Consider the following 17,637-nt stretch of genomic DNA (forward strand, 5'->3'; position numbering starts at 1 on the left):
TCTCTCATTGTATGCTGTCCGCAGATATTTTTGAGAATCGCCATATACCCAAGATCAGTCTGCGAATACGTGATGTAACTTGAATCTCTTGGATCGTTCATTTCCGAGATCCATTGTTGTAAATAATGAAAGAAATGATTTGCAACCATCATAAAATCAACTATTCCACGGTCCTGTTTCTTTCGTTCACGTTTTTCTTTCTTTGTCATTCGTAAAAACCTCCTGTGCGAAAAATTTGTTACTTATATTTTACCGCACAAGAGGTACTCCTGCTTAGATTCTGGTTATTTTATTGCGAAAAGTTTTTATTCCTCAACGCTGCAGTGCTGTGTCTTCTATATTTTTATAAGAACAAAATTAAGGCTTGCATCTCGTATGTGGTACGCAAGCCTTGTTTTAACAATCAGAAATAGAATTTTCATAATATGTGATTTTACTGTCAAGATTTTCTAAATATTCCTGCCATTTCTTTTGTTGTTCAAGAACATATAGCCTATGTTTTTCCAGCATGGATAATCGTTCTGGCATAGTTTCATCACCTTTGTATCGGAGTTGTGAATATTTTTCAATATCTCGTAATAGCATTCCTGTTTCTTTCAGGCGTTGAATAAATTTAATCCATTCAACATCATTTTCGACATAGCAGCGCCTGCCTATATCATCACGATTCACGATAATTAAATTTTTCTTTTCATAGTAGCGTAAGGTGTATTCGCTAATATTCGTTGCTTTGGATAATTCGCCGATTGTCATATTTCATCACCTCTTAAAAAATCCTTGACTTACAGTATAGTCTAAGTAATATGCTTATATTGTAATCGTTTAAGGAGGTAAAATCAAATGAAAAAAACACGATTCAATGATGGAATGGAACAATTAAAAGCTATTGATGGAATTGGGGGTGAGAATGTAATCAAATCATTGGAAGATATATCGCCAGATTTAGGGCGATTTATTGTAGAATTCGCATTTGGAGATATTTATACTAGAAAAAGTTTAAATCTTCCCGAAAGAGAATTGATAACAATTACCAGCCTATTGACAGCAGGAGGGTGCGAAGCACAATTAGAAGTACATATCAATGGAGCATTAAATGTAGGTGTCTCAGCAAAAAAAATTATTGAAACTTTTTTACAGTGCATTCCATATACGGGATTTCCACGAGTTTTAAATGCTGTTTTTGTGGCAAAAAAGATTTTCCATGAGAGAAGTATTACCGTTTGATTTAATATTGTGAAAAACAGATAATAACCAGAAGATTATCTTATTGAGAACATACAGAATCCTTTACATATTCAATTATGCTTCAGCATAATTGTTACTCACCCCCTATAGAGGTGGGAGTCATTTTTTCACTGAGATATATTTTTCGAATTTCCCCTTGACTCTATACCATACCCTAGAGTCTATGATATGCCTGAAAGGAGATATGATAAAGAGCTGCGGACTAACTGATTTTCAATCAGCTAGTCCGACAGCTCCCGCTCAAACAGAATAACCCGTATTTTTTCAGAACGTCTACAACGCTCTCAGCTTCTCTGTAAACTCATTGCTCAGACAGATCTTTGCCACATAGAACACATCTCCGGTCATGTACACTTCCCAGTCCTCTGTCACTTCCACCATCAGTTCGCCGCCCGGCATATGCACTACCACTTTGCTGTTCGTAAGCCCCAGCTTATATGCAACGCCTGCCGCCGCACAGGCTCCGGTCCCGGATGCCAGCGTGTATCCTGCACCTCGCTCGAAGATCTCGATGGCGATGTTTTCCTGGTCGATCACTTTCATGATCTGGGTGTTAATGCGGTTAGGGAAGTATCTTGCCACCTCAGAATAATTTCCGATTTTACATACCAGCGGCTCTGATATCTCTCTCATTGGAATGACACAGTGTGGATTGCCAATGGAAACACAGGTTGCCGGATACAGCGTTCTTCCGAATACCATATCTTCGTTGATCACCTCGCGGCGCTCTCCGGTTACAGGAATGTCATCGCTCCAGAAGGATAATTTTCCCATGGACACTCTCAGGCGGCTGCCATCCTCGTTCAGATATACAATCTCCACATCACCGCCATCTGTCTTCAATGTGAATGTTTTCTTCTGCACATAGCCTGCGTCCTTTAAATACTTCGCAAAAATACGCACACCGTTTCCACTCTTCTCTGCGATGCTGCCATCGGGATTCCAGATTCTCACAGACAACCCGTCTTCTCCAAGGATCGGCCCCTCCAGGACACCGTCAGATCCCAGACCTAAATTTCTGTTACAAATCATTTTTACATTCTCTGTGTTCAGCTGTAATTCATTCTTGCCCGGATCATATACTACATAATCATTTCCTAAACCATGATATCTCTCTAATGTGATTTTCATCTGCCATACCTCCATCAACTGTGATTGCGTTCCCCAAGTTCTGAGCCAATGTTCGTTCTGCCTGCTCAGATTCTCATTTATATCTATATCATAACAGGCATTTTTTGTTTTCAATACAGAAATAGTGCTTAATATATTGCATATAATGCTTTTATTGATTATACTTTCTATTAGATAGTTTGATAATCCAGCGGATATTCACAATCCGCTTTTCCGGCTTTGTACCTCATAGCACATTTTCGGAAGAAAGGAAAGAAAACATGGAAACATACAACAAACGGGGATATCTCAACAGTGATTTCCGGATTTTTCATCTGGAAGACAATGTTGCAAAAGAATTTGAATATCATTATCATGAATTTCATAAGATTACGATTTTTATCCGCGGAAAGGTTCAATATTATATAGAAGGAAAGTCTTATGATCTGAAACCCTACGATATCGTTCTGGTGAACCGCAATGATATCCACAAGCTGACTGTGGAGCCGTCGGTTCCCTATGAACGGATCATCGTCTACATCTCGCCGGGCTTTATTGAGGCTTACCAGACTGAGGATTATGATCTGAGCTACTGCTTTCAGAAGGCAAAGCAGGAGCATTCCAATGTGCTGCGTGTCCAGTCGCTGGAGAAGAGCTCCCTTTTTAAAATCACCAACCGGATGGAACGTTCTTTTTCTGACACGGAATACGCAAGTGATCTATACCGGCAGATTCTTTTTCTGGAATTCATGATCCAGTTGAACCGGGCCGCCATCAAAAACAGACTGGAGTTTCTGGATGATGCACTTTATAACACCAAGGTTGTCGATATCATGCACTATATCAGTGACCATCTGACCGATTCTCTGAATATCGATACTCTGGCCGATCAGTTTTTTATCAGCAAATTTTATATGATGCGGCTGTTCAAATCAGAAACCGGGTACACGATCAACAACTACATCAACTATAAGCGCCTGCTGCTCGCCAGAGAACTGATTGTTCAGGGCGTACCGCTGACGCAGGTGTGCTTTGACTGCGGGTTTAAGAATTATTCGACCTTTTCGCGGGCATACAAGTCCGAGTTCGGTAGTGCCCCGCGGGCGCTGCTTCGTTGACTGTTCAGACATATCTGTGCAGCCGAAGGCAGAAGGACGCGCCGGAGAAGACAAAAAGGGATCAAAAGGGACAGGTTGAGGGGCAATTGGGGACGTAGCAAAGCTGCAGCTTTGCTACGTCCCCAATTGCCCCTCAACCTGTCCCTTTTTGTCCCTTTTTGTCCCTTTTTGTCCCTTTTGTTTCCCTTTTGTCTCCCTTTTGGCCAACGATTGTCCTTTACAGATGATTATCCGATGAATCTCCGGTAGCCCGTCTCGAAATCTATCTCGTTTTTCAATGGCTCTTCCTTACAGAACGCCTCCAGGTTCGACGCGCTGAGGCGGATGATGCGCTCGAGTGTCTCTGGAAGATGATAGACACCGGACACGTGTGGTGTCAGAATCAAATTCGGCGCATCCCACAGTGGGGAGTCTGCCGGGAGCGGCTCGACTTCTGTCACATCGAGGCATGCTCCTCCCAGTTTCCCGCTGTGCAATGCTGCACACAGTGCTTCTGTCGGAATAAGACTTCCCCTGCCGACGTTGACCAGAATCGCCCCGTCTTTCATTTCTGCAATTCGCTCCGCGTTCAGCAGGCCCTTTGTCTGCGGCGTACCCGGGAGCGAACAGGCCACGATATCTGCCCGGCCAAGAAGTGTGTCCAGCTCTTTCATCTGGTGCAGTTCTTCCAGATACTCCGGTTTTTCTGCTTTGTTCCTGCGGATTCCTATTACCGTACTTCCCAGCGCATGCATCTTCTCGGCAAATGTACCGCCGATATCTCCCAACCCAAGCACCAGCGTAGTCTTTCCATAGATGGACTGTACATGTCCTTCATCCTGCCACTTATGTGCTTTCATATTGTCTTGGTATTTATTTAGTTTCTTTAAAAGCATAAATATTGACGCAATCATGTGTTCTGAGATTGCTAATCCATATGCCCCAGTCGCATTGGTCAGCTTTGCTCCTTTGGGAAGGACTCCGTCATCCAAATATCCGTCTGTCCCGGCGCTATCTAACTGGAGAAATTCCAGATTTTTTGATTCTTTGATCCATGCCGGCGGCACATTTCCGATGATGATGTTCGCCTGCTGTACCTGCTCCTCCGTAAGACCCGTGCGGGAAGAATATACAAACTGCAGATTATCCGCCGCTTTGTTCAATAATTCTTTGTGCCGCTCCTCCAGTGGAATCGTCGTCAATACTGTTTTCATGCTTATCTCCTTTTCCCTTTTCCTTTTCTGCCGTCCGCTGTACTTTTCACTTTCTTCTCCAGTCCGGCGGTTAATTACTTCTACCGGAGGATTTAAACAGCAGCGAAATCTTCGTTCCGACACCGACCTCACTCTCCACCTGAACCTCAATCCCATGAAGCAGTGCGCCATGTTTCACAATGGAAAGTCCAAGTCCGGTCCCGCCATACTCCTTCGAGTGACTCTTATCCACGCGGTAGAAGCGCTCAAATATCCGTTCCTTATGTTCTCCCGGGATTCCGATTCCCGTGTCTTCGATCACGATCTTCGGGCCATTCAGCGTATTGCCTACCCATACGTTTGCGACCCCGTTCTTCACATTATACTTAATCGCATTTTCCAGAATGTTATAGATCATCTCATCCAGTATCTGCCGGATTCCGAAATACACGACAGTTTCTCCCGTAACCTGAACGCGAATATTTCGCTCCTCGGCCTGCATGCTGAGACGACTGCTGATTTCTCTGGCAAGTCCGTAAAGGTCTACCTCTTCTTTTTCCAGTTCCACCGACTCCTCGTCGAGTTTGGAAATTTTAATGATATCCTCCACCAGCGTGATCAGCCGTCTTGCCTCTTTGTATATCCGTCCGGAAAATTCCGGGATATCTTCCGGTCTTACCAGACCATTCTGCATAATCTCTGCATATCCTGATATGGAAGTGAGCGGCGTCTTCAGCTCGTGGGACACATTTGCAGAGAACTCTTTCCGCATCTGGGCGATGGCATCCTTCTCCTTATTCTGCCGGTCAATTGCAATCAGCAGCGGCCCCAGTTCCTCGTAAGTCTCGTTGTCCAGCGGCTTCCCAATATCCAGCCGGTTGATCGGCTCGATGATCTTCCCTGTCTGCCACTTGGACAGACGCCAGGACAGAATCATCATCAAAAGTCCTATCACAAGAAACAGGGGCAGCATCCCCATCGCTGTCTGTGTCATAGAATCCATGGTCTTGGATATTCGAAGAACCTGGCCCTTATCGAGCCGCAATGCGTAATAGTACATCTGCTGCCCAACCGTATCAGATACGCGGATGTCCTCCCCTGTACCATCACTGACAGCCGCCTTCACCTCCGGACGGCTGCTGTGGTTGTCCAAATTCTGCGCATCATCCTGACTGTCGTAAATCACTTCGCCATCTTCATCGACCCAGGTGATTCTCGTAGTCTTGTCCGCACCATCCATCGTCTTGAGTTTCTCAAGATAAGGTACTCCTGTGGTTCCGATTGCTGTCTGAATATAGACTGCCTCCTGTCTGACCTCTTCCTTTAAAATGTTCAGCGTTTGATAATATACTATTCCTGTCAGCGCCAAGTAGGAAATGGCAAGCGTGATAATGGACACCATCCCCATACTTTTCTGAATTTTATTTCTCATTTTCCACCCCTGTCCACCGATCCTGTACGGTTCACCTCTTTAAAAACGCATTTCATGTGGCTTATACTAGATTCTCGCATATCCCTCATGCTTTTTCAATATACAATATAGAAAAAACTGTATTACAGAAAATTGACCAGACATCTCTGCCTGATCAACAGTCCATAATACAGTCTTCCACTATTATTCCATAGCGATCCGGTATCCGACACCCCGAACGGTTTCGATCACGTCCTCTTTAGTTTTGAGCTTCTGCCGCAGGGTACGGATATGAACATCAACGGTTCTTGTCTCCCCGTCAAAATCATATCCCCAGATATCCTCGAGTAACTGATCTCTTGTGAGAACGATATTTTTATTGCGAAGCAGACGCTCTAATAATTCAAATTCTTTCAGTGTGAGAATCACCTGTCTCCCGTCTACGGTCACCTCATGTTTTTTTACATTCATGGCGATACCGTCCGCATAAAGCATGTGATTTTCTTTTGCTTTACCGGTTCGGCGAAGGACAGCCTTAATTCTGGAAATCAACTCCATCATCCCAAACGGTTTCGTCACATAATCGTCTGCTCCGGAGTCTAATCCGACCACCTTATCGTATTCCGCCCCCTTGGCTGTCACCAGAATGACCGGAATGTCTTTTGTCTTTGCTGAATTTTTGAGTTTGCCAAGCAGTGTCAGCCCATCATCTCCCGGCAGCATAATGTCGAGCAGAATGAGTTCCGGCGTCTCAAACGCCAGCGCTTCCATAAAGCTTGCGCCATCTTCAAATCCTCTTGCCTGCATCCCCGTGGTCTCCAGCGTATAAATCACCAGTTCACGAATGTTCATATCATCTTCTACACAAAAAATCATATTTTTTTCCTTTTTCCACTTTATTCACTACTGTAGTCAAAACGGATATTCGCAATCCGCTTTGCTACTTGCTCATAACCTCATAGCAGCTGCGCTGCGTGTCAGTAGGAGGTTAAACTATTGAGCAGATGCCTTAGAAACGGACGCTGTCCGTGGCATCTGCGCAGGCACTAAGGCTTCTCCCAACTCGGCGGGCCCCATCTTCATGCAAATCATAAAATTGACAGCCTTACAGCATAGGCTCCTCAGCTTCTCTGTGCACGCCTGTGATAGAGAACTCTACCCACTCTGCAATGTTCGTCGCGTGGTCACCGATACGTTCCAGATACTTCGTGATCATAATCAGATCCACCGCTTTTCCGCCATGCAGTCCTTCATCCTCTGCAATCAGAGTGATCATCTCGCTGCGGATGCGGTCGAACATTGCGTCCACCTCGTCGTCTGCTGCAATAACCTTGCCGGCCAATTCCAGATCCTTCTTCACATAAGCAGACACGCTGTCGCGTACCATCTTGCTCACTGCTGCGGACATCTCGCCGATGTCCTTGATGCTTGTCGTATCGTTGAGGGATCTTGTGGTGATAATGATCTCTGCGATGTCTGCCGTCTGGTCACCGATACGTTCCATATCTGTGATCATCTTCAATGCCGCGGAAATTCTTCTCAGGTCGCGGGCAACTGGCTGCTGCTGGAGCAGAAGCTTCAGGCAGAGTCTCTCAATCTCTTTTTCCATCTGGTCGATTTCTTCATCTGCTACTATGATATCCTTGGCCTGTCCTATATTGCCGTCTTTTAATGCTCCGGTCGCTTTCGCGATTGCAAGCTCACACAGTTCTCCCATGCGGGTCAACAGCTTTTCTAACTCTTCCAACTGCATATCAAATTTATTTCTCGTCATCTTAACCAAACCTTCCTGTGATATAATCTTCTGTTCTCTTATCCGACGGGATGGAGAACAATTTCTCAGTATCGTTGTACTCGACTACCTCTCCCAAAAGGAAGAATGCTGTATTGTCAGATACACGAACGGCCTGCTGCATGTTGTGTGTAACCATGACAATAGTATAATCTTTTTTCAGCTCCATAGCAAGGTCTTCGATCTTGGAAGTTGAAATCGGGTCCAGTGCAGAAGTCGGCTCATCCATCAGAAGAACCTCCGGCTGTACTGCAAGTGCTCTGGCAATGCAAAGTCTCTGCTGCTGTCCACCTGACATTCCCAGTGCGCTGGTTTTCAATCTGTCTTTTGTCTCTCCCCAGATTGCAGCGTCGCGAAGTGACTTTTCTACGATTTCATCCAATTTCGATTTTGAGTGAATCCCGTGTGTTCTCGGGCCATAAGCGATGTTATCGTAGATGCTCATCGGAAATGGATTCGGTTTCTGAAATACCATTCCCACTCTTTTTCTTAATACATTGACATCGATATCTTTATAGAGATCCACGCCGTCTAACAGGAACTCTCCTTCAATTCGACATCCTGCGACCAGATCGTTCATGCGATTGATCGATTTTAACAGGGTAGATTTACCGCAGCCGCTGGGGCCGATGAATGCGGTGATTTTCTTTTCTTCAATGTCAAGATTGACATCTTTCAAAGCATGGAAATCATCATAATGAAGATTTACATTCTTGATATTTAATTTATCCATCCTCTTATCCTTTCGTTAACCTCTTTGCTATAACATTTGATAAAGTATTGATTCCTACAACCAGGATAAGCAGTATTACTGCTGTTGCGTAAGCCTGATCCATATAGAGTCCCTCACTTGCAAGGTTGTACATATGTACTGCCAGTGTTCTACCCGACCCCATCACGCTTGACGGTACTGTCGCAACGGTACCTGCTGTATATATCAATGCTGCTGTTTCTCCTACAATTCTTCCGACTGCCAGGATGACACCTGCCAAAATTCCTGGCACTGCGGACGGAAGAACGATTCGAAAGACGGTGCGGAGTTTGCCCGCGCCTAAGCCAAAACTTCCTTCACGGAATGAATCCGGGATTGCCTTCAGTGCTTCCTCTGTGGTACGCATGATCGATGGAAGTACCATGATTGCCAGTGTAAATGCACCTGCCAGAAGCGAGAATCCCCAACCTAATGTGTTAACAAAGAACAACATTCCGAACAATCCATATACAATAGATGGAATACCTGACAATGTCTCTGTTGTCAGACGAATCACATTCAAAAACTTATTTCCTCTCGAAGCATACTCCACAAGGAAGATTGCCGCGAAGATTCCGAACGGTACTGCAATCAGCAATGACAGGAATGTCATCATAACTGTGTTAATCAGCGCCGGCATCAAAGATGCATTATCTGAAGTGTACTGAAGTGAAAACAATGATGGCTTCAGATACGGAACACCATGTATTAATATATATACGATCAAAAAGATCAATACTGTAAATGTAACGATTGCCGCAAGCATCACGAGCAGCATTACGATAAATGAACCAGGAGTTTTGAGGTAGGCTTTCATTTTCCCGCCAAATGTCTCTTTATTTATCATTTCCTGACCTCCTGTTTAAGAGTGCTACACTGAAATTGATGATCAGGATGAATACGAAGAGTACCACGCCTGTTGCGATCAATGCTTCTCTGTGTAAGCCTGTTGCGTATCCCATTTCGATAACGATATTGGCTGTCATGGTTCGAATACCTCTAAGGATACCGGATGGCATTCTCGCCTGGTTACCGGCTACCATGATTACCGCCATTGTCTCACCGATTGCACGGCCGATTCCGAGTACGATTCCTGCGATCACTCCGGATTTTGCTGCCGGGATGATTACCATAAAGATACTTCTCTCATGGGTTGCACCGAGTGCAAGGGAACCTTCATAATACTGATCCGGCACTGCGCGGATCGCCGATTCTGTCAATCCGATGATTGTCGGCAAAATCATCATTCCAAGTAAGAGTGAAGCAGTCAGGATGCTGCTGCCGTTTCCGGAGAATCCCATGCTTCTTCCCGTGTCACGGATAAACGGAACGAGAACGACCAGTCCAAAGAAGCCGTAAATAACTGACGGGATACCTGCAAGTAACTCAGTTGCTGATTTTAATGGCTTATAGATCACTTTCGGACAGTACTTCGCCATGAATACTGCTGTCAGAATACCAATTGGAACACCGAATACAATTGCTCCTGCTGTAATGTAAATGCTTCCGACGATCATTGGGAAGATGCCATACAAATCATTGTTTGGCCTCCATACAGTTCCTGTGAGGAACTTTACAAACCCAATCTCTTTCATTGCAGGAAGTCCATTTGCAAATAGGAAGATACAAATGAGTGCTACCGCAAGCACCGAAGTGCAAGCGGCAATAAAGAACACTCCCTGCATGGATTTTTCAAGAACGACGTTGCTTCCTTTGGAAGCTATCTTCTTTTCATTTTCACATGCTTCTTTTTTCATCTTATTTCAATACCTCATCCCATGTAAGAGCTTCACCTGTGTAGATTGATTTTACCTGATCTGATGTAAGTTCATCAACGTCGCTGTCGTTGTTTACTACTACTGCAATACCATCTGTTGCGATTACGGTAGATGTAACACCTGTCTCGTCATCTTTTAACTCTCTTGATGCCATACCGATATCATAGCTTCCGTCCTGTGTAGATGTAACACCTGTTGTTGAGTCTGTCGTCTGAAGCTCAATGTCTGCGTTTGTATTTACTGCTTTGTAAGCTTCTACTAATTTTTCCATTACCGGTGATACGGAAGAAGATCCACCTACAACACATTTACCAGAAGGTTTGCTTCCTGCATATGCCTCTACGTCATCTACTGCGATGTAACCATTCTCTTCTACAACTGCCTGGCCTTCTGTGCTCATGATGTATGAGATAAAGTCGTTTGCTACTTCATTGTCCATACCGTCTTTTGTTACGATGTTGAAAGGTCTTGAAACTTTATATGCACCAGATTTTACATTCTCTGCTGTAGCCTCTGCTCCGTCGATCTTTACAGCTTTTACGCTGTCATCTAAAGAACCAAGTGAGACATAACCGATTGCATACTCATCACCTGCAACTGTTGTCATCATAACAGATGTGCTGTTTGTGATCTGAGCGTCTGTTGTTGTGTTATCAACTTTCTCACCTGAAGCATCTTTTTCTTCGATTCCGAATAATTCGATGAACGCTCCTCTTGTTCCTGAGCCATCTTCTCTGGAAACGATTGTGATGTCCATTGAGCTGTCCCATGCTGAATCTGATGTTGATGCTGACGCGCTGTCAGATGTACTTCCTGAAGTTGAAGCAGCATCTGATGATGAATTTCCACATCCTGTTACAGCGACTGCTAACATTCCTACTGCTGATACTAATGCAACTAACTTTTTCATTTTCATTTTGCAAAATCCTCCAATTGATTTCTGTTTACATTAATTATATTTTTTGATTACGGATGTCATCATAACGTAGCAATGTAAAATGTGTAACAGAGGAATTGTAAAATCTATGTTAAGTCCAAAAAATAGGCAAATTCACGGGAAAGAATAAAAGGGACAGGTTGAAAGGCAATTGGGGACGTAGCAAAATGTCATTTTGCTACGTCCCCAATTGCCTTTCAACCTGTCCCTTTTATCTCAATGCAAACCGATTATCATCGTTGCGGCCGCTCAGCGCCTTGCTCATGGCCTCCACGTCCTCCTGGATTCCCTTATCCTGTTCCCTCGAACATGATAGAACCGCTTCGTTCAGGGAGAGCATTCTCTCATCCAGAGCGGAGACCATCTCCGCACATTCCTGAAGATCACGGCTGATGTAAGCCGGTGCATTCCCCTCAAACTTGTAATAGATCTTATGCTCCAAGCTCGCCCAGAAATCCATGGCAATCGTCCGGATCTGAATCTCGACTTTGGTCTCCACCACGCTGTCCGATAAGAAGATCGGTACTGAGACCAGCATATGGTAGCTCTTATAACCGCTGTCTTTCGGATTCTTGATGTAATCCTTGATAGAGAGAACTTTCAAATCACTCTGGTTCCCGATCATCTCTGCCAGACGATAGATATCAGATGTAAAAGAACAGATGAGACGCACTCCCGCGATGTCGTTAATATACCTCACCATGTTCTCAATGGAGGTCTCATAGCCGTTCCGCTTTAATTTCTTCACGATGCTCTCCGGCGTCTTGATCCTTGTCTTAATGTGTTCAATCGGATTGTACTGATGGACATGCTGAAATTCATCGTTCAGAATGTCTAACTTGGTGCCCACTTCCTTCAGTGCTGCATTATATAAAAACATAACGGTTTTCCAATTATCAACATCGTCATAGCTCTTAATCGTTTCCTTCATCTCTTACTTCTCCTTCTATGCAAATCCCAATATTAGTATATCATATTCCTTAGTTGTTGTCATATAGTTCACCCTTTTTTAAGAAATGTCTGGCACAAAAAAAGGACCTGAGCATCTGATATGCCCTTTCCTTTTTCTGCCTTCTTATTCTCTATAATTCCAGTTTCATATCGCCGTTTTTTATCCAGTTTTTCTTTCGCATAAACTCTGAGATCATCAGCGTAACCACCGCCGGAAGAATGATCTGTATCAGAAGAATCTTGATCAGGACTATCGTCTGTGACTCTGTCTGGATCATCGTCTGCCAGGTCATGATCTGCCCCACGAGACCTGCAGTGCCCATACCGGATCCGGTCGCATTGCTGGTCATATGTAACACCATCGTCCCCACCGGTCCCAGTATGGCACTGGACAGAATCGCCGGCAGCCAGATGATTGGTTTTCTCACGATATTCGGGACCTGCAACATAGATGTCCCGATTCCCTGCGCCAGCAGTCCGCCAATTTTATTTTCCCGGTAGCTCGCTACAGCAAATCCGACCATATTACAGCAGCAGCCCACGGTTGCCGCACCCGCCGCAAGACCGGACAGATTCAGAATGATGCCCAGTGCCGCGGAGCTGATTGGAAGCGTCAGAATCATACCCATCAATACCGAGACAACGATTCCCATCAGGAACGGCTGCTGTTCTGTCCCCCAGTTGATGATGGATCCCAACCATGTCATAAACCCGGAGATCGGCGGACCGAGAATCAGTCCGACCGCAGATCCGGTTCCGATGGCCACCAGTGGTGTAATCAGAATATCCACCTTGGTTTTCCCGGCAACCAGGCCTCCGATCTCAATCGCAATGTATGCCGCGATAAATGCTCCCAGCGGCTCTCCCGGTCCGGCAAACACCATCGCACCGTCCGCATTCAGTACCGTTCCTGCCAGAAGCCTGCTTGCAAATGCCCCCACCATACCGGCCGTGGCGGCGGATACGATGACCAGCTGGCTCGCATTGAACTTCCTCGCAACACCGACACCAATACCGGCACCCGTCAGTGCCGCCGCAACTTTTCCTACTATAAAAATCATATTGCCGGTATCCCCGCCGACAAATGTTCCGATCTGTTGGATGATCGTCCCGATAATCAGAGTCGCGAACAGACCGTGTGCCATCCCGCTCAGACCATCCACGAAAATGTGGTCTAAAAACTTTTTCATAATTATGTCCTCATCTCTTCCTGTGTTTTCACCTGGCTGTTTCCTGTTGATGTTTTTCTTTTCGCCGTTTCTTTATTGTTTCCTTCTATGGTTTCTCCCGTCCCCATGTGTTTACAGGTGTCTTGTCATTCGAGAAGTGTATCATATAATATAAGGAAAATCAAGTTTTCATAAACCTTTTATTTTTTCAACATTGTGAAAAGTTCCATCAGATGTTATAATGGAGACACTTTGAAAAAAAGTTGTACACAAAGGAGGAAAACATATGAAATTAGTAATAACTATGAGCCGTCGTTTTGGAACGGGAACCAGCGTCATTGCCAAGGAGCTGTCCGAGCGACTCGACATACCGGTTTACACAAAAGATTTTATACTGAAGGAACTCCGTGATAAGGAATATGCATCGGAGGCTGAGATTATCCGCGAGCTGGCCAAAGAGCCATGCATCATCGTTGGACGATGCGCATCCGATATCCTGAAGGACCGCTTGAATGTCTTGAACATTTACGTATACGCCGAGAAAGAGGATCGAATCCACCGCATCATGGAGCTCGAATCACTCTCCTATGACGATGCCAAAGAGATGGTCGAGAAGACCGACGCAGAGCGTGCAGAATATTACCACGAGCATACCGGCAGAACCTGGGGCGATGTGAACGATTACCATATGATCCTCAACACTTCTGAGCTTGGAATAGACAATTGCGCCAACATTCTGATGCAGTATTTTGAAAAATTAGAGTACATTTAGAAATCGAGAATATCTTTCGAAGTTTGGAACACATTTAGAAAGCAGGTAAGGTTACATGTTCAGACTATGGGGCAAGGAAATAAAGGACAATCATCTGATGCGCGACACCGTGATCTGCGACGAGACCGATGACACCCGCACACATAAGATTTTTAATGCGCTGGACGCAATCTGCTACGAATTTGATCTGAGCAAGCCCATCTGGCTGGACTCCACAGTCGCAGAATTTAAGCGGCATGCAAAGGCAAGATTTTATCAGGATAATTTTGTGGATTCCATTGATTTTGACTATCTGGAGATTCATGTGATTGAAGAATAAAGTTCATTATTTCTTTTAAAAAGTCCCGCCGCAAACACCAAAACAGTGTCTGCGGCGGGACTTTTTATTTCGATAACTATCTATTTCGATAGCTATTCATTTATATAATTGTTTACAGGCACAGTTATTCTTTTCCGATTCTTTCAATAATCTCTGTGACCAGCCCGCGGAACTGATTTTCGACCCGGTCCGCGACCTCCTGCACTTCTTCATGCCTCAGCGGAGCATCCAGCATTCCTGCTGCCATATTGGTGATACACGAGATTCCGCATATTCTCATCCCCATGTGTCTGGCTGCCATTGCCTCGCACGCCGTGCTCATCCCGACAGCATCTGCGCCCAAAGTGCGGCACATCCGAATTTCCGCCGGTGTCTCAAAGTTTGGACCTGTCAGCTGAACATACACGCCTTCCTTGATCTTAATGTCAAGCTTCCCTGCCGTCTCCTTCACGATTTTCTGGAGCCCTTCGTCGTAGACATGGCTCATATCCGGAAACCTGATTCCAAGCTCTTCCATATTCGGTCCGATCAGCGGGCTGGGTACAAAAGATGTGATGTGATCCGTAAGCAGCATAAAGTCTCCCGGTCTATAGTCAAAATTGACACCGCCTGCTGCGTTGGTCAATATGACCGTTTTCGCTCCAAGCATTCCCATCAGCCGGATTGGAAGAACCACATCCGACATGGAATACCCTTCGTAATAATGCACACGTCCCTGCATGGCCACAACCGGTACCTCTTTTACATATCCAAAGACAAATCTGCCCTTATGTCCTGCCACAGTAGACTGGGGGAAACCCTCAATATCCTTATAATCCACGGCTGCGACAATGTCAATCTCCTCCGCGTAATCGCCAAGCCCTGAGCCCAGCACCAGTGCCAGATCCGGCTGGAACTCTGTCTTCCCTCGAATATCTGCCACACACCTTTTTAGTTTTTCATAAATCTGATTCATAACTATACTGATTCCTTTCCCATTTTTTGTGCTGTCATCTGCTGCTGTCATCGCCCATACAGTGCATCAGCTGCACTGAACGGGACGAGAATGTTGCCGCCCTCTGTATTTAAAACAGGGGTTATCATTGGTAAGATCAAATGCATCCGCTCCCCGACCGGTCGATAAGCTCGGCAACAATCTGTTCCATTTTCTCACACTGTTCTTTTGTGATAGTAATGGTATTCCCTTTTCGCCCGATCAGATTCTCATCCTCGAACTTTTTCACAGAACGATTCACGGTTTTCACACAGAGTCCCGACTGTTCTGCCAGTTCCTGCCTTGTGCTTTTCAGCTCAAACGCATCCTGTTTTGCGTAGTTTCTATACAAGTCGGCAAAAAGCATACACAGTCTGTCTGAGCCCTGCAGGAAAAGAAACGCTCTTCCGTTTCTTCCCTCCATGAGCAGATATTCACCGATTGCCTTCGCCTCCTGCTTCAGCGCCTTAATATCCGTCTTCAACCACCGCTCAAATTGCCTTTTCGGAATCGCGATCATGGTACATGGTGTCATCGTAATCAGCGTGGTCTGGTATTTATCCAGATCCATGACAATCTCCATCCCGCCCAACGCGTACACGCCCTCGAACCGCATGAAATCATAGGTTGTTCCATAAATCCGGTAATCCGTCCCCTTCACCGTCCCCTTTCCGATGATGTAAACCATATCCACCACAGCATTTTCATGTACAAGTGTAGTTCCCTTCTCAAGCTGCAACACCTGAAAGGCATTCATGAGCCACAGCGGTGCACTGTCAAAGTACGCCTCAAGCTGCTCCCTTCTATCCCTCTCCAATTCTTTCAGGAAAGGCAGTACCTGATATATATACTTTTGTTCCATTTCACCTCTCCGATCTTAGTCTTCGAGCTTTGGGCACGTAAAAATCTACTATTCTGCAAATAGTCTTCCCGTTTCGGGCCGCAGCTACTGGATGTTCTCAACCTTCACGATCTCTGTCGGAACACCTGTTGCGTCCGTTGCTACCGAGTCGTCGTCCACCTTGATTGTTCCGTCCTGCAGTTTTGCATACAGCGCATCATATTTTTCCTGATTGAATACTTTGAATTTAGAGGAATCCATCGGCAGTTCTATTCCGTTTTCCTTCGCTGTCAGTGTCAAAATTTTCCCGCCTTCAAAGGAACCGTCATAATAGCTTCCAACTGCATTGTATACAGAATCGCCAAGGTTCTTCATCGCTGATGTAATTACGGTATCTGACTCAGAAGACTGATCAACGTCAACACCGATCACGTAGGTTCCTGCTGCTTCTGCTGCTTTCATTACTGAGTTTCCTACTCCGCCGCCGCAGGCAAAGATACACTGTGTTCCTTCTTTATACCATGAAGCTGCTTTTGTCTGTGCTTCCGGAGATGCATCAAAGTTCCCCATGTAGGTGTACTTTACATTTACATCTGCAATTCCAAGCTCTTTTGCTGCCGCATCTGCACCTTCAATAAATCCATATCCGTAACGGATAACTGCCGGCACTGCGATTCCACCCATGAATCCAAGCTGTGTGTAGCCTTCCTCAACTGCTGCGTAGCCCGCCAGATAACCTGCCTGCTGTTCTGCATAGAAGATGGAAAGTACATTTTTCTCGATAGTCTGATTGCCGTCCGCATCCTGCGGTGCAGCGTCGATGATCACAAATGTCACATCCGGATATTTAGTCTGCGCGTTCAAAATCGGAACCTCGAAGAGGAATCCAGGTGTCACGATAACCTTCGCTCCGCCCTTTACCGCGAGATCGATTGCCGTTGAGCATGCTTCGTCTGATTTCTCTGATGGTTTATAGTACTTACAGGTCAGATCATTGTCCTTTGCATATTTCTCCAGGCCTTCCCAGGATCCCTGGTTGAAGGATTTGTCATCAATCGTTCCCACATCTGTGATCAGTGCCAGCTCATAACCGCCACCCGATCCCTTTGTACTTCCTCCGTCCGCTGTCGGTTTGCTTGCACATCCTGCCATTCCCATCACCATCGCTCCTGCTAATAGCAGGCTTAAAATTTTCTTTTTCATCCTTTTCGTCCTCCTTGACTTTTTTGTTGTTGCCAACGATTCACAGTCCGTCCGCTGATGTATCCACAGACCGGTTCCAAACCGCTGATACTTTA

General features: G+C 45.3%; 20 protein-coding genes. 4 read left to right on the forward strand and 16 right to left on the reverse strand.

Annotated elements, in window-relative coordinates:
- On the reverse strand, positions 1-209 hold a 209-nt coding region (locus BUB85_RS11255), incomplete at its 3' end, for a transposase family protein (protein WP_143160703.1).
- A gap of 187 nt (positions 210-396) precedes the next feature.
- Positions 397-753 (reverse strand): MerR family transcriptional regulator, encoded by a 357-nt coding sequence (locus BUB85_RS11260; RefSeq protein ID WP_073110330.1) that lies wholly within the window; start codon positions 751-753, stop codon positions 397-399.
- Positions 754-840: 87 nt separating this feature from the next.
- On the opposite strand from BUB85_RS11260, the gene BUB85_RS11265 reads away from it, so the two are divergent.
- Complete coding sequence (locus BUB85_RS11265; RefSeq protein WP_073110333.1) at positions 841-1,224, forward strand: carboxymuconolactone decarboxylase family protein; 384 nt, start codon at positions 841-843, stop codon at positions 1,222-1,224.
- A gap of 294 nt (positions 1,225-1,518) precedes the next feature.
- On the opposite strand, the gene dapF is transcribed toward BUB85_RS11265, so the two are convergent.
- Positions 1,519-2,376, reverse strand: a complete 858-nt coding sequence (gene dapF / locus BUB85_RS11270; protein WP_073110336.1) for a diaminopimelate epimerase — start codon at positions 2,374-2,376, stop codon at positions 1,519-1,521.
- A 260-nt stretch (positions 2,377-2,636) separates the two neighbouring features.
- Here dapF and BUB85_RS11275 point away from each other — a divergent pair, with 260 nt between their 5' ends.
- A complete protein-coding gene (locus BUB85_RS11275) occupies positions 2,637-3,473 on the forward strand; it encodes an AraC family transcriptional regulator (RefSeq protein ID WP_073110339.1) in 837 nt (278 codons plus the stop codon).
- Between the two features lie 227 nt (positions 3,474-3,700).
- Here the strand turns inward: BUB85_RS11275 and BUB85_RS11280 are convergent, their stop codons facing one another.
- The 10 genes from BUB85_RS11280 to BUB85_RS11325 form a co-directional block, all read right to left on the reverse strand.
- Entirely contained in the window at positions 3,701-4,666 is a 966-nt protein-coding gene (locus tag BUB85_RS11280; RefSeq protein ID WP_073110342.1) for a D-2-hydroxyacid dehydrogenase, read from the reverse strand.
- Positions 4,667-4,736: 70 nt separating this feature from the next.
- Positions 4,737-6,077: a sensor histidine kinase gene (locus BUB85_RS11285; protein ID WP_073110346.1), complete on the reverse strand. Its 1,341-nt coding sequence runs from the start codon at positions 6,075-6,077 to the stop codon at positions 4,737-4,739.
- 183 nt (positions 6,078-6,260) lie between these two features.
- Entirely contained in the window at positions 6,261-6,932 is a 672-nt protein-coding gene (locus BUB85_RS11290; RefSeq protein WP_073110349.1) for a response regulator transcription factor, read from the reverse strand.
- A 229-nt stretch (positions 6,933-7,161) separates the two neighbouring features.
- The gene (gene phoU / locus BUB85_RS11295) at positions 7,162-7,830 is read right to left on the reverse strand and encodes a phosphate signaling complex protein PhoU (RefSeq protein ID WP_073110352.1); all 669 of its coding nucleotides are present in this window, start codon (positions 7,828-7,830) and stop codon (positions 7,162-7,164) included.
- Position 7,831: 1 nt separating this feature from the next.
- The gene (gene pstB / locus BUB85_RS11300) at positions 7,832-8,581 is read right to left on the reverse strand and encodes a phosphate ABC transporter ATP-binding protein PstB (protein ID WP_073110355.1); all 750 of its coding nucleotides are present in this window, start codon (positions 8,579-8,581) and stop codon (positions 7,832-7,834) included.
- A 4-nt stretch (positions 8,582-8,585) separates the two neighbouring features.
- Positions 8,586-9,446 (reverse strand): phosphate ABC transporter permease PstA, encoded by an 861-nt coding sequence (gene pstA / locus BUB85_RS11305; RefSeq protein ID WP_073110358.1) that lies wholly within the window; start codon positions 9,444-9,446, stop codon positions 8,586-8,588.
- Complete coding sequence (gene pstC / locus BUB85_RS11310; protein ID WP_073110529.1) at positions 9,436-10,284, reverse strand: phosphate ABC transporter permease subunit PstC; 849 nt, start codon at positions 10,282-10,284, stop codon at positions 9,436-9,438. Before pstC ends, pstA begins: the two co-directional genes overlap by 11 nt.
- 73 nt (positions 10,285-10,357) lie before the next feature.
- Complete coding sequence (locus tag BUB85_RS11315; protein ID WP_073110361.1) at positions 10,358-11,293, reverse strand: substrate-binding domain-containing protein; 936 nt, start codon at positions 11,291-11,293, stop codon at positions 10,358-10,360.
- A 232-nt stretch (positions 11,294-11,525) separates the two neighbouring features.
- Positions 11,526-12,245: a GTP pyrophosphokinase gene (locus BUB85_RS11320; protein ID WP_073110368.1), complete on the reverse strand. Its 720-nt coding sequence runs from the start codon at positions 12,243-12,245 to the stop codon at positions 11,526-11,528.
- A gap of 151 nt (positions 12,246-12,396) precedes the next feature.
- Entirely contained in the window at positions 12,397-13,455 is a 1,059-nt protein-coding gene (locus BUB85_RS11325; RefSeq protein ID WP_073110375.1) for a PTS transporter subunit IIC, read from the reverse strand.
- Positions 13,456-13,720: 265 nt separating this feature from the next.
- On the opposite strand from BUB85_RS11325, the gene BUB85_RS11330 reads away from it, so the two are divergent.
- Complete coding sequence (locus BUB85_RS11330; RefSeq protein ID WP_073110380.1) at positions 13,721-14,206, forward strand: cytidylate kinase-like family protein; 486 nt, start codon at positions 13,721-13,723, stop codon at positions 14,204-14,206.
- Positions 14,207-14,261: 55 nt separating this feature from the next.
- Positions 14,262-14,525: a hypothetical protein gene (locus tag BUB85_RS11335; RefSeq protein WP_073110386.1), complete on the forward strand. Its 264-nt coding sequence runs from the start codon at positions 14,262-14,264 to the stop codon at positions 14,523-14,525.
- A gap of 124 nt (positions 14,526-14,649) precedes the next feature.
- Here BUB85_RS11335 and BUB85_RS11340 read toward each other — a convergent pair whose 3' ends face one another.
- The 3 genes from BUB85_RS11340 to BUB85_RS11350 form a co-directional block, all read right to left on the reverse strand.
- Positions 14,650-15,480 (reverse strand): purine-nucleoside phosphorylase, encoded by an 831-nt coding sequence (locus BUB85_RS11340; RefSeq protein ID WP_073110532.1) that lies wholly within the window; start codon positions 15,478-15,480, stop codon positions 14,650-14,652.
- A gap of 136 nt (positions 15,481-15,616) precedes the next feature.
- Positions 15,617-16,360 carry a Crp/Fnr family transcriptional regulator gene (locus BUB85_RS11345; protein ID WP_073110392.1) on the reverse strand — a complete coding sequence of 248 codons (744 nt, stop codon included), beginning with the start codon at positions 16,358-16,360 and terminating at the stop codon, positions 15,617-15,619.
- Positions 16,361-16,444: 84 nt separating this feature from the next.
- The gene (locus BUB85_RS11350; RefSeq protein ID WP_073110398.1) at positions 16,445-17,542 is read right to left on the reverse strand and encodes a BMP family lipoprotein; all 1,098 of its coding nucleotides are present in this window, start codon (positions 17,540-17,542) and stop codon (positions 16,445-16,447) included.
- Between the last annotated feature and the right edge of the window lie 95 nt (positions 17,543-17,637).

It is taken from the genome of Hespellia stercorisuis DSM 15480, assembly GCF_900142165.1.
GTDB classification, from domain to species: Bacteria; Bacillota; Clostridia; order Lachnospirales; family Lachnospiraceae; genus Hespellia; species Hespellia stercorisuis.

Coding starts and splice junctions, on each gene's coding strand:
- BUB85_RS11285 (WP_073110346.1), bottom strand. CDS start 6,077: ATGAGAAATAAAATTCAGAAAAGTATGGGGATGGTGTCCATTATCACG.
- BUB85_RS11280 (WP_073110342.1), bottom strand. CDS start 4,666: ATGAAAACAGTATTGACGACGATTCCACTGGAGGAGCGGCACAAAGAA.
- BUB85_RS11260 (WP_073110330.1), bottom strand. CDS start 753: ATGACAATCGGCGAATTATCCAAAGCAACGAATATTAGCGAATACACC.
- BUB85_RS11330 (WP_073110380.1), top strand. CDS start 13,721: ATGAAATTAGTAATAACTATGAGCCGTCGTTTTGGAACGGGAACCAGC.
- BUB85_RS11315 (WP_073110361.1), bottom strand. CDS start 11,293: ATGAAAATGAAAAAGTTAGTTGCATTAGTATCAGCAGTAGGAATGTTA.
- BUB85_RS11275 (WP_073110339.1), top strand. CDS start 2,637: ATGGAAACATACAACAAACGGGGATATCTCAACAGTGATTTCCGGATT.
- pstC (WP_073110529.1), bottom strand. CDS start 10,284: ATGCAGGGAGTGTTCTTTATTGCCGCTTGCACTTCGGTGCTTGCGGTA.
- dapF (WP_073110336.1), bottom strand. CDS start 2,376: ATGAAAATCACATTAGAGAGATATCATGGTTTAGGAAATGATTATGTA.
- pstB (WP_073110355.1), bottom strand. CDS start 8,581: ATGGATAAATTAAATATCAAGAATGTAAATCTTCATTATGATGATTTC.
- phoU (WP_073110352.1), bottom strand. CDS start 7,830: ATGACGAGAAATAAATTTGATATGCAGTTGGAAGAGTTAGAAAAGCTG.
- BUB85_RS11335 (WP_073110386.1), top strand. CDS start 14,262: ATGTTCAGACTATGGGGCAAGGAAATAAAGGACAATCATCTGATGCGC.
- BUB85_RS11325 (WP_073110375.1), bottom strand. CDS start 13,455: ATGAAAAAGTTTTTAGACCACATTTTCGTGGATGGTCTGAGCGGGATG.
- BUB85_RS11320 (WP_073110368.1), bottom strand. CDS start 12,245: ATGAAGGAAACGATTAAGAGCTATGACGATGTTGATAATTGGAAAACC.
- BUB85_RS11290 (WP_073110349.1), bottom strand. CDS start 6,932: ATGATTTTTTGTGTAGAAGATGATATGAACATTCGTGAACTGGTGATT.
- BUB85_RS11345 (WP_073110392.1), bottom strand. CDS start 16,360: ATGGAACAAAAGTATATATATCAGGTACTGCCTTTCCTGAAAGAATTG.
- BUB85_RS11350 (WP_073110398.1), bottom strand. CDS start 17,542: ATGAAAAAGAAAATTTTAAGCCTGCTATTAGCAGGAGCGATGGTGATG.
- BUB85_RS11265 (WP_073110333.1), top strand. CDS start 841: ATGAAAAAAACACGATTCAATGATGGAATGGAACAATTAAAAGCTATT.
- pstA (WP_073110358.1), bottom strand. CDS start 9,446: ATGATAAATAAAGAGACATTTGGCGGGAAAATGAAAGCCTACCTCAAA.
- BUB85_RS11340 (WP_073110532.1), bottom strand. CDS start 15,480: ATGAATCAGATTTATGAAAAACTAAAAAGGTGTGTGGCAGATATTCGA.